This is a genomic window from Flagellimonas amphidinii, from assembly GCF_013090115.1.
Classification (GTDB): Bacteria; Bacteroidota; Bacteroidia; order Flavobacteriales; family Flavobacteriaceae; genus Flagellimonas; species Flagellimonas amphidinii.
In genome coordinates, this window is the sequence record NZ_JABFNN010000023.1 from 24,594 (window position 1) to 36,776 (window position 12,183).

General features: G+C 37.7%; 16 protein-coding genes. 11 read left to right on the forward strand and 5 right to left on the reverse strand.

What is annotated here, in order from left to right:
* Nucleotides 1-2 precede the first annotated feature (2 nt).
* Nucleotides 3-650, forward strand: a complete 648-nt coding sequence (locus HJC33_RS02735) for a hypothetical protein (protein ID WP_171657262.1) — start codon at nt 3-5, stop codon at nt 648-650.
* A 2-nt stretch (nt 651-652) separates the two neighbouring features.
* Here HJC33_RS02735 and HJC33_RS02740 read toward each other — a convergent pair whose 3' ends face one another.
* Nucleotides 653-1,801, reverse strand: a complete 1,149-nt coding sequence (locus HJC33_RS02740) for a cysteine desulfurase family protein (RefSeq protein ID WP_171657263.1) — start codon at nt 1,799-1,801, stop codon at nt 653-655.
* 109 nt (nt 1,802-1,910) lie between these two features.
* On the opposite strand from HJC33_RS02740, the gene HJC33_RS02745 reads away from it, so the two are divergent.
* On the forward strand, nt 1,911-2,429 hold the full coding sequence (locus HJC33_RS02745; RefSeq protein WP_171657264.1) for a hypothetical protein: 519 nt from the start codon (nt 1,911-1,913) through the stop codon (nt 2,427-2,429).
* Here HJC33_RS02745 and HJC33_RS02750 read toward each other — a convergent pair.
* Complete coding sequence (locus HJC33_RS02750) at nt 2,426-2,974, reverse strand: Smr/MutS family protein (protein ID WP_171657265.1); 549 nt, start codon at nt 2,972-2,974, stop codon at nt 2,426-2,428. The genes HJC33_RS02745 and HJC33_RS02750 overlap by 4 nt on opposite strands.
* A gap of 175 nt (nt 2,975-3,149) precedes the next feature.
* Here HJC33_RS02750 and HJC33_RS02755 point away from each other — a divergent pair, with 175 nt between their 5' ends.
* From HJC33_RS02755 to HJC33_RS02770, 4 genes are read left to right on the forward strand one after another with little or no spacing between them, the layout of a single operon-like run.
* On the forward strand, nt 3,150-3,368 hold the full coding sequence (locus HJC33_RS02755) for a DUF2752 domain-containing protein (protein ID WP_313777726.1): 219 nt from the start codon (nt 3,150-3,152) through the stop codon (nt 3,366-3,368).
* A gap of 10 nt (nt 3,369-3,378) precedes the next feature.
* Entirely contained in the window at nt 3,379-3,708 is a 330-nt protein-coding gene (locus HJC33_RS02760) for a CCC motif membrane protein (protein ID WP_171657266.1), read from the forward strand.
* A gap of 40 nt (nt 3,709-3,748) precedes the next feature.
* Complete coding sequence (locus HJC33_RS02765; protein ID WP_246245469.1) at nt 3,749-4,015, forward strand: CD225/dispanin family protein; 267 nt, start codon at nt 3,749-3,751, stop codon at nt 4,013-4,015.
* On the forward strand, nt 4,005-4,397 hold the full coding sequence (locus HJC33_RS02770; RefSeq protein ID WP_171657268.1) for a DUF2752 domain-containing protein: 393 nt from the start codon (nt 4,005-4,007) through the stop codon (nt 4,395-4,397). The genes HJC33_RS02765 and HJC33_RS02770 overlap by 11 nt, the downstream gene beginning before the upstream one ends.
* Here the strand turns inward: HJC33_RS02770 and HJC33_RS02775 are convergent.
* Entirely contained in the window at nt 4,394-6,595 is a 2,202-nt protein-coding gene (locus HJC33_RS02775; protein ID WP_171657269.1) for a RecQ family ATP-dependent DNA helicase, read from the reverse strand. The genes HJC33_RS02770 and HJC33_RS02775 overlap by 4 nt on opposite strands.
* Before the next feature lie 185 nt (nt 6,596-6,780).
* On the opposite strand from HJC33_RS02775, the gene HJC33_RS02780 reads away from it, so the two are divergent.
* Genes HJC33_RS02780 through lptB form a run of 4 tightly spaced genes read left to right on the forward strand, consistent with a single transcriptional unit; the run spans nt 6,781 to nt 9,720 of the window.
* Nucleotides 6,781-7,746, forward strand: coding sequence for a KpsF/GutQ family sugar-phosphate isomerase (locus HJC33_RS02780; protein WP_171657270.1), 966 nt, complete (start codon nt 6,781-6,783; stop codon nt 7,744-7,746).
* Nucleotides 7,746-8,579, forward strand: a complete 834-nt coding sequence (gene tatC, locus HJC33_RS02785; RefSeq protein WP_171657271.1) for a twin-arginine translocase subunit TatC — start codon at nt 7,746-7,748, stop codon at nt 8,577-8,579. The genes HJC33_RS02780 and tatC overlap by 1 nt, the downstream gene beginning before the upstream one ends.
* Nucleotides 8,572-8,922, forward strand: coding sequence for a carboxymuconolactone decarboxylase family protein (locus HJC33_RS02790; RefSeq protein ID WP_171657272.1), 351 nt, complete (start codon nt 8,572-8,574; stop codon nt 8,920-8,922). Before tatC ends, HJC33_RS02790 begins: the two co-directional genes overlap by 8 nt.
* Before the next feature lie 57 nt (nt 8,923-8,979).
* A complete protein-coding gene (lptB, locus tag HJC33_RS02795; protein WP_171657273.1) occupies nt 8,980-9,720 on the forward strand; it encodes an LPS export ABC transporter ATP-binding protein in 741 nt (246 codons plus the stop codon).
* A 5-nt stretch (nt 9,721-9,725) separates the two neighbouring features.
* Here the strand turns inward: lptB and HJC33_RS02800 are convergent, their stop codons facing one another.
* A complete protein-coding gene (locus HJC33_RS02800) occupies nt 9,726-10,154 on the reverse strand; it encodes a PH domain-containing protein (protein ID WP_171657274.1) in 429 nt (142 codons plus the stop codon).
* Nucleotides 10,151-10,903, reverse strand: a complete 753-nt coding sequence (locus HJC33_RS02805) for a CDP-alcohol phosphatidyltransferase family protein (RefSeq protein WP_171657275.1) — start codon at nt 10,901-10,903, stop codon at nt 10,151-10,153. Before HJC33_RS02805 ends, HJC33_RS02800 begins: the two co-directional genes overlap by 4 nt.
* A gap of 100 nt (nt 10,904-11,003) precedes the next feature.
* Here HJC33_RS02805 and HJC33_RS02810 point away from each other — a divergent pair, with 100 nt between their 5' ends.
* A complete protein-coding gene (locus tag HJC33_RS02810; protein WP_171657276.1) occupies nt 11,004-12,173 on the forward strand; it encodes a lipoprotein N-acyltransferase Lnb domain-containing protein in 1,170 nt (389 codons plus the stop codon).
* Nucleotides 12,174-12,183: the final 10 nt, after the last annotated feature.

A 12,183-nucleotide genomic window follows, 5' to 3' on the forward strand; every position in this document is an offset into this window, starting at 1 on the left:
TGATGAAAAAGCTCCTTACTCTCATAATGTTGTTTACCGTAAGCCTAACTGTGGCCCAAAAAAACATTTATGAGCACAGAAGGTTCGATGAACTCTCAAAGGACCATAAAATTTTGGCTATAATTCCTTTTATAGCAAATTTGGAACTAAAGGAAAACATTGATGCCCAAGAGCTTTCCAGATTAGCAGAAAGAGAGGGTTATGCAGTTCAAAATGCTTTGGAAACCTACTTCTCCAAAAGAAAAAAGAGAAAGAAGTTCAATGTAGATTTTCAGAATATTGAGAACACCAATGCTATTTTATCGCAAAATGACATTGATTATAATAATCTTGATATCTACACCACTCAAGAACTGTGTAAAATCTTAAAGGTTGATGGCATCATCAGTGGCAACCTACGCCTTAACATATTGCTTTCCAAAGGAGTTCCCACCAATTTTAGTTTGTTGGATTACTTCAGAGATGCCAATTACGGCAGAATAGGCATAAAAGTCAGTGATGGTGACACCGGTAAACTTCTTTGGAAATACGAAAAGTCCATTGATAAGAAAACCGGAAAGAATACCACAGAGCTTATTGACAAAATGATGAGACTTGCCTCCCGTAAATTTCCCTACGACAAGGAGAAAAAACGCAAAAACAAAGGTTGATATCAGCTTTCGGCAAACTCCTTGAGTACCTGAATGGTGTAATCCAGCTCTTCTTTGTTATTGTACTTAGAAAATGAAAACCGCAATGAAGGTTTTTCCAATTCTTCCGTTGGCAGGATTTCTGTTAGCACATGTGAACCCAAATTACTTCCAGACTGGCATGCACTTCCTTTGGAACAGGCAATTCCCTTCATATCCAAATGAAACAACAACATTAGCCCCTTCTGTTTATCAAAAGGCAATCTGACATTGGCCAAAGTATACGTACTTTTTTCAAGGTCACCAGAAAAACCATTAAACGCAACATCGGGTATTTCCTGTTGTATTCTCTCAACAAAATACTGCTTCAGGCCTTTAACAAACACGGTCTCCTCTTCTAAATTTTCATAAGCCTTAACAAAAGCTTCTTCCAAACCAACAATATTATGGAACGGTTCGGTGCCAGCTCTAAAACCACGTTCTTGGGAACCCCCAAAAATGAAGGGTTTTAATCCAGAATTCTTTCTAATGAATGCAAACCCAATCCCTTTAGGACCGTGAAACTTATGGGCGGCAGCTGTCATGAAATCAATAGATACAGATTGAACATCCCAAGGGTAATGCCCAACAGACTGTACCGTATCTGAATGAAAAAGTGCAGCATTTTCCTCACATAGCTTTCCAATAGCATCAATATCCAGAATATTTCCAATTTCGTTATTGACGTGCATCAAACTGACCAATTTTTTGGAATCGTCTTGCTTTAGTAGTGTTTCCAAATGCTCCAACAACGGATTTCCATGTGAATCCAAATCAACAAACTGAAGTGAAATACCATACTCTTTTTCCAACTCTTCAGCAGTGTGAAGCACGGCATGGTGTTCAATTTTAGAGGTTATGATGGTCTTTACTCCAAGGTCACGGACAGCACAACGCAAAATCATATTGTCTGCCTCGGTCCCCCCAGAAGTAAAAATAATTTCTGAAGGTTGGGCATTCAAGGTTTTGGCAATTGTCTTTCTTGCTTTTTCGACAGCTGTTTTGGCCGATCTACCAAAACTGTGCGTTGAGGAGGGGTTTCCGTAAAATTCGACCAACGCCTCTTGCATTTTCGAAATCACCTCATCCCTTACCTGCGTTGTTGCCGCATTATCCAGATATACTTTTTGCATGATTCAGCTATCATTTCAACGGGGTAAAAATAGGCCAAATAAAGTTAATTTCTTTTAAAGTATTGAATGGAGTTGGGGTATTAAAATGGAATTCCTTTAAATTTGAGGCATGAGAAAATTTTTCTTTCCAAGCCTATTGGCATTGATGCTTTCTTCGTGCAGTGATGGCGACCTTCAAATAGAGACCATAGATTTTGACAGTGTTTCAATCGAGTATTGTGATGACCCTGTGGCCAATTCGGCCAATATACTTTTCAAAATCAATGAGGACGAGGCTTTGATCATGAATCTTCAAAGTGGCACATTAAATAAGGGCACCATTGGTGAAACGGTAACCACTGAAAGTACAGTCCCAGGGCAAACACAAATCACTTACAGGATTTTTTCCGAAGATGTGAGCGACAATTATTTTTGTGATGATATTCCACCTGTCACCCCTACGGTCGTTGACGAAATTGAAGCTGAAGACGGGCTAGTAATTATTGAAACTACCATGGATGCTGATACTACCAATTTTGTCCACACCATCAGTTTGAGCGGCATTTCTTTTGTTACAGAATCTGGAGATCGCATTACCAATTTGACCATAAATGAGTTTGGTGAGGTTACTACAGTGATTTCCAACTAGGAATTCTGAAAAATATAGACCTCTGTTGCCCCCAAACCATATTTTTGATAATCGGCATCATAGTATTTCAAATTGTCATATTTCTTCAACAAGTATTGAAGTTCCTCTTTGAGAATACCTTCTCCCACTCCATGGATGAAAACCACTTTTTGAATACGTTTTGAAATTGCAAAATCCAATTGTCTTTTAGCTGTATCCAACTGTAAGTTGAGCATGTCAAAATTGCTTAGACCTCTGGTGGATTTTACCAATTGATGAATATGAAGATCCACCTCCATTTTGGGCACATTACGTTGTTTTGGCTTAACCTTTTGATTACTCCTTTTCTTGGGGATTTGTTTTTCTCCTTTTATTTGTGCCACCTCATAATTTGATACTTTGATATCATTTTCCACCTTCACCAATTCACCAAAAGAGTATGTTATGGGGAAACCATCATCAGTAACAAGGGTGACCTTATCCCCCACAATAGTTTCAACTCTGCCAGATATAGTATCATCCAAAACCTCTACCCTATCTCCTATTTTAAGGTTATGACCGTTCATTTCCTATTCAAAAAAATCATGAAAATTAGCATCAATCGCAAAAATAATAGTATTTTTCTTCGCAGTTACAGTGACCATGCAACTACAGCCAACCATTTATTTACTAAACGCAGATAGATACATGTTGCCATGCCTCAACAAGAAATTGTTTGGGCTGGATTGCCCTGGTTGTGGTATGCAAAGAGCGATACATTTGCTTCTTCACGGAGAATTTATGGCTGCATTCAAAATGTATCCCGCCATTTATCCAATTTTAATGCTATTGCTTTTTTTGGTGTCCAATCTTTTTGTGAAGTTCAAGTATGCGCATTATATAAAAGTAACACTGATATTATTGGTTACGGCTACAATTATTGTGAGTTACATTCTAAAAATGAATAATCTTTTTAACTAATACTTAAATCATGGAACAACAAAAACTCCCAAATGCAACATTAATCTTAGTTTTTGGTATCGTATCAGCGGTTTTGGGCTGCTGCTATGGATTCGGGGGATTATTTGGCCTTATAGCCTTGTTTCTTTCATCCAAAGCCAAGAAACAATACAAAGAGAATCCTGAAGAATATTCAGATTATGGCAACGTTAAAATAGGTGTAATCTTATCAATAATAGGAATCATACTTGCAGTTATTTTTTGGGGGATTATGATTTGGGCAATAAGTACTTTCGGATTGGAAACTTTGCAAGATGAAGAAAGGTTAAGAGAAGCAATCGAGGAATGGAATAATCAATAATCTTAAATATTATATTTAACCAATGGAAAACAACCAAAACATGCCACCTAAACCAAACAATTATATGGTTGTGGCAATTTTAAGTACCATATTCTGCTGTATAGCAACAGGAATTGCGAGTATTATCTATGCCTCCAAAGTGAATGAACATTATGCTCGCGGAGAATATGAAATGGCAGAAAAAGCATCTAAAAATGCAAAATTGTGGGCTTTTATCGGAATTGGAATATCTGCAGTGTTTATAATCATCTATATTGCTATATTCGGATTTGCCTTTTTAGGAGCAATGGCCAACAATGGTTATTAAGAAATTATATGTCATTATAGGTTTGGGAGTGTTGTCAATTTTGGCAATACTCCTTTACTTTTTGTTCAATCCAGAAAGTGGCCTTTTGTTTCCAAAATGCCCTGTCCATAAATATATGGGCATCCATTGTTCAGGTTGCGGAACCCAAAGGGCAATCCACGATTTGTTACATCTAAGAATCGGAGAGGCCATTAGCCATAATGCATTGCTCTTACCAGCAGCTCTTGTCCTTCTTCAACATGCTCTGGTGAAATTAAAATGGATAAAAGGTCCTAGCCTTATAAGTTATAGGTATGCTCCCCTAGTTCTTTTGGGAATTGTGATTCTCTTTATGGTTTTAAGGAATCTTCCTATTTATCCTTTCATCTATTTGTCACCTTAATTAGCGACCTCGCTGATGAATTTTAATCGGTATAGTCTAAGTTCCTCGTCTTCGTAATCCCCTTCAAACTCTTCTACTGCCTCAGAAATGGAATCTGAGTCGGCTTCCAGAAAATAATCATGGATTTCCTCTTGTTGGTCTTCATCTAGAATTTCATCAATCCAATACCCAATATTGAGTTTGGTTCCACTGAAAACAATTTGCTCCATCTCCTTTATTAAATCTTGCAGTTCCAATCCCTTTGCCGAGGCAATGTCATCCAAAGGCAGTTTTCTATCCACACTCTGAATCACATAAAGCTTCAATCCAGAGTTGGCCCCAGTACTTTTTACGACAAGGTCATCTGGACGTATCACATCATTTTCATCAACATACTTGGCAATGAACTGCACAAAAGGCTTACCATATTTCTTAGCCTTTCCCTCACCCACTCCCTGGATATTGACCAATTCTTCCATGGTGATAGGATACTTTAAGGACATATCTTCTAAAGATGGATCTTGGAATACAACAAAAGGAGGAACACCTATTTTTGTTGCTTCTTTTTTACGAAGATCTTTTAGCAGTTTCAATAAGTTCTGATCTGCAGCTCCTCCACCCGATTTACCGGCAGTAATTATAGCTTGGTTATTTTCTTCAGTATAAGTATGGTCCTTTGTCATTAAAAATGATTCCGGTTTTTCCAAAAACTGCTTACCCCCGTCCAATAAGCTGAGTATTCCATACCGTTCTATTTCTTTCTTCAATAATCCAGCCACCAAGACCTGCCTTACCAAAGCCATCCAATATGCTTCGTCCTTTTCGGAACCAATTCCAAAGAATTCCTTTTCATCGGTCTTATGAGAGGTAATCATGGCATTGGTCTTTCCCACTAGAATTTTAACAATCTCTTTGGTTTTGAATTTTTCTTTGGTATCCCGGACTACTGTCAGCAATTTTACCACCTCATTTTTAGCTTCCTCTTTGGGCTTTGGATTCCTTGCATTATCATCCATATCGGCTCCCTCTCCATTGACCGCATCAAAGTCTTCTCCAAAATAGTGGAGAATGAACTTTCGTCTGGACATAGAAGTTTCTGCATAGGCCACTATCTCTTGTAGGAGGGCATTTCCTATTTCTTGTTCGGCCACTGGTTTTCCGGACATAAATTTCTCCAATTTTTCCACGTCTTTGTATGCATAAAAGGCCAAACAATGCCCTTCCCCGCCATCACGCCCTGCACGACCAGTTTCCTGATAATAACTTTCAATACTCTTGGGAATATCATGATGGATGACAAAACGGACATCGGGTTTATCTATACCCATCCCGAAGGCAATGGTAGCCACAACAACATCCACATCTTCCATCAAGAACATATCTTGATATTTGGATCGGGTCTTGGCATCAAAACCAGCATGATAAGGCACTGCACTTATACCATTTACTTGAAGTACCTGGGCCAATTCTTCCACCCGCTTGCGGCTCAAACAGTAAATAATACCAGATTTACCTTGATTTTGCTTAACGAAGCGAATAATATCCGCATCCACATTTTGAGTTTTTGGACGTACCTCGTAAAACAAATTGGGTCTGTTAAAGGATGCTTTGAAAACTTTCGCATCCGTCATGCCCAAATTCTTTATAATATCTTCCTGAACTTTTACCGTAGCAGTAGCTGTAAGGCCAATTATGGGAATATTATCACCCAAACGAGCTATAATTCCTTTAAGGTTTCGATATTCGGGTCTAAAATCATGCCCCCACTCCGATATGCAATGGGCTTCATCCACAGCAACAAATGAAAGTGGAACACTTCGTAAGAACTCAATGTTTTCATCTTTGGTCAAACTTTCAGGTGCCACATATAAAAGTTTGGTATTGCCATTGACCATATCTTCTTTAACTTGCTTGACTTCTGTCTTAGTCAATGAAGAGTTGAGCACATGTGCTATTCCATTTTGTTCAGATATGCCCCGAATGGCATCAACTTGGTTTTTCATTAACGCAATCAGTGGAGAAACCACAATGGCAGTTCCTTCCTTCATGATAGCTGGTAGTTGATAACAAAGTGATTTTCCACCACCAGTAGGCATTATTACAAAAGTATCTTTATTACTAAGAATGTTCTGTATGACCTTTTCCTGTAATCCTTTAAATTTTGAAAAACCAAAATGTTTTTTAAGTGAGGAGTGCAAATCGGTATTCGTAAGACCCATTTCCGTATTTTTCAATTTAGTTCAACCTTAATTAAGGTTGTAGAAGTTCCAATTTTGAGTATCGATTTCAAACTAGAAGTATTCTATCTTTAGTTAATGGTTAGTAAAAGATAGTTTGATTAGTTTTGTAATCTTAAATATAAGACATTCTTTAGGAATACAATCTACATAATTTGTTAATTACCTTGAGCGACATTCAGTCAATTCTATCCATAGCCAAAAGAACCCTTGAAACCGAGAGCAAGGCGATACATGATTTAATCCATCAATTGGATGATCAATTTGCCCTTGCCGTACAATATATTTTAGAATCCAAGGGTAGGGTTGTGGTTTCTGGAGTAGGGAAAAGCGCCATTGTTGCTTCGAAAATTGTAGCTACTCTCAATTCAACAGGTACAGCGGCCACATTTATGCATGCTGCAGATGCAATCCATGGTGATTTGGGCACCATACAAGAAGACGATGTAGTGGTCTGTCTTTCCAAAAGCGGAAATACTCCAGAAATAAAAGCTTTGCTTCCTTTAATAAAGATTGGTAAAAATAAATTGATTGGTATTACCGGTAATATGGATTCTATTTTAGCCAAACAAGCAGATTTTGTTTTGAATACATATGTAAAAAAAGAAGCCTGTCCCAATAACCTTGCGCCAACCACAAGCACGTCGGCCCAAATGGCAATGGGCGATGCCCTAGCTATTAGTTTATTGGAATTGAGAGGCTTCAGTAGTTCTGATTTTGCCAAGTTTCACCCCGGAGGTTCTTTAGGGAAAAAACTGTACTTGCGAGTAGCCGATATTGTAGTGAACAATCAAAAACCAGAGGTCGACATCAATTCTAGCGTAAAGGAAGTAATCGTGGAGATTTCCAAAAAAATGCTTGGTGTTACCGCGGTACTGGAAAATGATAAGGTAGTAGGTGTTGTAACTGATGGTGATATTCGTAGAATGCTCAGCAACCATGACAATATAAGTGGATTAACCGCCAAAGATATTATGACATCAAATCCAAAATCAGTACCTATAGAAACCCTTGCCGTAAAGGCTTTGGAGTTGCTCCAAGAAAAGGGAATCACTCAACTTTTGGCTTTTGACAATGATCAGTATGTTGGGGTGGTCCACATCCATAACCTTATTAATGAAGGAATTCTATAATGGCAAAAACCGAGAGTAAGAACCCCAACGAAATGTCCTTTTTGGACCATTTGGAAGAATTGAGATGGCATTTGATTCGATCAGTTGTAGCTATCTTAATAATTGCCTGTGGAGCTTTTCTAATGAAGTCTTTTATTTTTGACACGGTTATTTTCGGCCCAAAAAGAATGGACTTCCCAACCTATCGTTTTTTCTGTAATATTGCTACTTTCTTTGATATTACATCTGAATTTTGTGCCGATTCATTCCCTTTTACCATACAAAATCGAACCATGGCAGGTCTATTTTCGGCCCACATTTGGACTTCTATTTGGGCTGGAATCATCATCGGTTTTCCATACATTTTATGGGAGTTATGGAGGTTTGTAAGTCCAGGATTGCACGATAATGAAAGAAAACACTCCAGAGGATTCATTTTAACAGCCTCTGCATTATTTTTCCTGGGTGTTCTTTTCGGGTATTATGTTGTAGCCCCTCTATCCATCAATTTTCTGGGCACCTATACCATAAGTAAAGAAGTTACAAGTGAAATAGACCTAAGTAATTTTATAGCAACCGTAAGAGCGTCTGTTCTTGCTTGTGGAGTATTGTTTGAACTACCAATAATCATTTATTTCTTGACTAAAATAGGATTGGTTACCCCAGAAATATTAAGAAAATATAGAAAGATAGCCTTGGTAATCGTTCTGATTCTATCAGCCATTATCACTCCCCCCGATGTCACAAGCCAAATCGTTGTTGCAATACCTGTTCTTATTTTGTATCAGGTCAGTATCTACATTTCTAAATTGGTTGTAAAAAGAGAAGCTAAAAAAGAGAAAGCAAATGCCTAATAAAGTCGAAGAGTTCAATGCTTATCGTTCTAAAATGAACGAAAAGTTGTTGGCAGAAAACAACAAACTGATCAAACGTATCTTCAACTTGGACACCAATGCCTACATGGAAGGCGCATTGGATGTGAAGACCAAAGAATTGTTGGGTTTGGTGGCATCTGCAGTACTGCGTTGCGATGATTGTGTAAAATATCACTTGGAACATTCCAAAATAGCCGGTGCTTCAAAAGAGGAGGTCATGGAAACCTTGGGCATTGCAACGCTTGTTGGTGGCACCATTGTAGTACCACATCTGCGAAAAGCCTATGAATATTGGGAGGCATTGGAAGAAAACGAAGCTTAAAAAAATCCCAAAGACCGTGATTCGCAAACAGAATATGTTTAGTTTTGGCGAATTCTTATGAAGCTACGCGCAGAAAATATCATGAAGGCCTATAGAGGCCGGAAAGTGGTAAAAGGTATTTCCCTAGAAGTCAACCAAGGGGAAATTGTTGGCCTTTTAGGTCCAAATGGTGCCGGGAAGACCACTTCTTTTTATATGATTGTAGGTTTGATCAAGCCCAATGGCGGTCAAATATTTTTGGACGACATGGAAATCACTCATTTTCCCATGTACAAGAGAGCCCAAAACGGTATTGGTTATCTGGCCCAAGAAGCTTCTGTTTTTCGCAAGCTCAGTATTGAAGATAATATCTTAAGTGTACTTCAATTGACCAAATTGAGCAAGAAGGAGCAACACATGAAAATGGAGTCCTTGATTGATGAGTTTGGTTTAGGGCATATCCGAAAAAACCGTGGGGATTTGCTCTCAGGGGGCGAACGTAGGCGTACAGAAATAGCCAGAGCTTTGGCAACAGACCCCAAGTTTATTTTATTGGACGAACCCTTTGCTGGAGTTGACCCCGTTGCTGTAGAGGATATTCAGCGTATTGTGGCACAATTGAAGAACAAGAACATTGGTATTCTAATCACAGATCATAATGTTCAAGAGACCTTGGCAATTACTGAGAGATCTTACTTAATGTTTGAAGGTGGTATTCTAAAAGCTGGAATTCCAGAAGAACTAGCAGTGGACGAAATGGTAAGAAAAGTTTACCTAGGTCAGAATTTTGAGCTTCGAAAAAAGAAATTGGATTTTTAAGTCTCTTAAGTACTTTTCTTCAGTTTAATTTGAATTTCTGGGTTCACGTATTTGATATGTTCAATAAATTCTTTTTTGTTTTTAGGTGAAATAATCACACTATCAAACCGATTAAAAAAAATTTCCATCCGATCTAAAGATGCAGCGGGAGCACTTATAAGACTTTGGGTCTCCTTGATTTGGTTAATGGAAGAAATTTCAATCTTCTTTTTATAAAAAGCGGCATAATTGATTAACAAATATTCGCCTTTAATTTCATAGGAAATGGAAAAAAACAAATAATATACAAAAGTAAAGGTCACCAAGTGAATTATTGCTCCTATTGAATTCCAATCAATAGTCATATAATATAGGCCAACACCAAAAAAAAGAGAGATAAATCCTAACAATCCCAGACTTATTTTTGATTTATACTTTTTATATTTCGGAATCATCTCTTAGTATTTTTTGTGATCAGAGACAATAAAACGTATAAAACAATAATTACCGGAATAGCCAAAAATTGTAAGGTAAGCAGGAGCACCAAACTTCCAATTAAAAACAAATACCGTATGCCATTTTCCTTAAAACCCCAATTCTTGAATTTTAATGCGAAGAGTTCAATTTTAGCATTCAATAAATAAGCACTAGCTATAGTAAGTCCCATCAAAAACCATTGGTTTAATATGATGCCATTGAGTACTTCATTGTTGTGGTACAATAAAATCAAGGGTAATGAAAGAATCAATAACGCATTTGCAGGAGTGGGCAGCCCCACAAATGAGGATACTTGGTTCTCATCTACATTAAATTTAGCCAACCTATATGCTGAAGCCAACGTTATGATAAATCCAAAGAATGAAACTGTATGAAACTTAGTTCCACCCCATATCATATTATCTGTAATTTCAATTCCAAAAGGTAAATTCCAGCCACCGGTCTGGGACATATTCAATAATTGAAACATCACAATCCCAGGCACCAAACCACTGGTGATCATATCGGCTAAAGAATCCAACTGCACCCCCACTTCACTTTGTACTTTCAGTAATCGCGCAGCTAAACCATCAAAAAAATCGAAGAAAATGCCGATGAAAACAAAAAGTGCGGTCAGCTCCAATTGGTTCAAGACTGCAAAAACCACCGCAATGCAACCGCTAAAAACGTTGAGGAGTGTTAAAAAGTTCGGAATATATTGCTTCATACGGTTAGGTTTTCGTAAAAATAAGCCAAAAAACAATGTGTTGAAATTTCATGGATAAAGGTGCCATTTTTATTCTGATATTTGTTTGACAAATTTTCAGATGAGGCTTAGGATATTCAATTTTGCCGTATTGCTTTTACTTGGGTTTAAGGTATTTTCCCAAGTTCCCCAATTGAGTGATAAATCCCAAGTTAGCCTGCTCACCTGTGCTGCTGGGGATGAATTATATTATGCCTTTGGACATAGTGCCATTAGGGTTCAAGACCCAGTTTTAGGAATTGATGTTGTCTATAACTACGGTACATTCGATTTTAATCGGCCTAATTTTTATTTAAACTTCGTAAAAGGAAAACTTATTTACTCCTTATCACGCAGAAGCTTTGACACCTTTCTTTACGAATATGAACTTGAGAAAAGATGGGTACGCGAGCAAATCTTGAATCTGACTTTAGAGGAAAGAAATAAATTTTTGGCTTTTTTAGAAAACAATTACCTTCCTCAGAATCGAGATTATCTTTATGACCCACTCTGGTATAATTGTTCAAGTATTACAGGTGATATCCTTAAAAATCTATATGGTGATGCCATAGTTTTTAAAGAAGACCATTTAGATAAACAATATACTTTCCGACAATTGGTGCGGCAAAATTTAAACATTAATTCTTGGTCGGCTTTTGGTATTGATTTGGCTTTTGGTGCTGTTGTAGACCGAAAAGCTACCGTTCAGGAACACATGTTTTTGCCCTATTATGCAATGGAACAAATACGGAACTCCACCATTAATGGCAAGCCGCTCTTAAAAAGAGAACGGGCTGTTTTGGATTATGATGAACATATCCAGAACAGTTTTTTCCCAATGTCTCCACTCTTCTGGTTTAGTATGCTTTTGGTGTTCACCGCAATAGTCACCTATTTGGATTACAAACATAAGGCGCGGAGCAAATGGCTGGATTTTTCACTTTTTTTAGTAACTGGATTGGCTGGCACCATACTTTTTCTACTATGGGTTGCCACAGACCACACCTCTACCCCATATAATTTTAATATCCTATGGGCATTTCCTATTAATTTAGCCGTTGCATTTATCTTGATTTTTCAAAATAAATTCCCTGATTGGTTCACCAAGTATTTGATAGGACTTTTGATACTCATTGGAATCCTGGTCATTCTTTGGATACTTAAAGTCCAAATTTTTTCCCCAGTTTTGATTCCCTTACTTTTGACGCTTGCCATTCGTTATGTTTTCCTCTTAAAACTGAGCAAAGCATAGCAAACAGAAT

Coding starts and splice junctions, on each gene's coding strand:
- HJC33_RS02735 (WP_171657262.1), top strand. CDS start 3: ATGAAAAAGCTCCTTACTCTCATAATGTTGTTTACCGTAAGCCTAACT.
- HJC33_RS02740 (WP_171657263.1), bottom strand. CDS start 1,801: ATGCAAAAAGTATATCTGGATAATGCGGCAACAACGCAGGTAAGGGAT.
- HJC33_RS02745 (WP_171657264.1), top strand. CDS start 1,911: ATGAGAAAATTTTTCTTTCCAAGCCTATTGGCATTGATGCTTTCTTCG.
- HJC33_RS02750 (WP_171657265.1), bottom strand. CDS start 2,974: ATGAACGGTCATAACCTTAAAATAGGAGATAGGGTAGAGGTTTTGGAT.
- HJC33_RS02755 (WP_313777726.1), top strand. CDS start 3,150: ATGCAAAGAGCGATACATTTGCTTCTTCACGGAGAATTTATGGCTGCA.
- HJC33_RS02760 (WP_171657266.1), top strand. CDS start 3,379: ATGGAACAACAAAAACTCCCAAATGCAACATTAATCTTAGTTTTTGGT.
- HJC33_RS02765 (WP_246245469.1), top strand. CDS start 3,749: ATGCCACCTAAACCAAACAATTATATGGTTGTGGCAATTTTAAGTACC.
- HJC33_RS02770 (WP_171657268.1), top strand. CDS start 4,005: ATGGTTATTAAGAAATTATATGTCATTATAGGTTTGGGAGTGTTGTCA.
- HJC33_RS02775 (WP_171657269.1), bottom strand. CDS start 6,595: ATGGGTCTTACGAATACCGATTTGCACTCCTCACTTAAAAAACATTTT.
- tatC (WP_171657271.1), top strand. CDS start 7,746: ATGGCAAAAACCGAGAGTAAGAACCCCAACGAAATGTCCTTTTTGGAC.
- HJC33_RS02790 (WP_171657272.1), top strand. CDS start 8,572: ATGCCTAATAAAGTCGAAGAGTTCAATGCTTATCGTTCTAAAATGAAC.
- lptB (WP_171657273.1), top strand. CDS start 8,980: ATGAAGCTACGCGCAGAAAATATCATGAAGGCCTATAGAGGCCGGAAA.
- HJC33_RS02800 (WP_171657274.1), bottom strand. CDS start 10,154: ATGATTCCGAAATATAAAAAGTATAAATCAAAAATAAGTCTGGGATTG.
- HJC33_RS02805 (WP_171657275.1), bottom strand. CDS start 10,903: ATGAAGCAATATATTCCGAACTTTTTAACACTCCTCAACGTTTTTAGC.
- HJC33_RS02810 (WP_171657276.1), top strand. CDS start 11,004: ATGAGGCTTAGGATATTCAATTTTGCCGTATTGCTTTTACTTGGGTTT.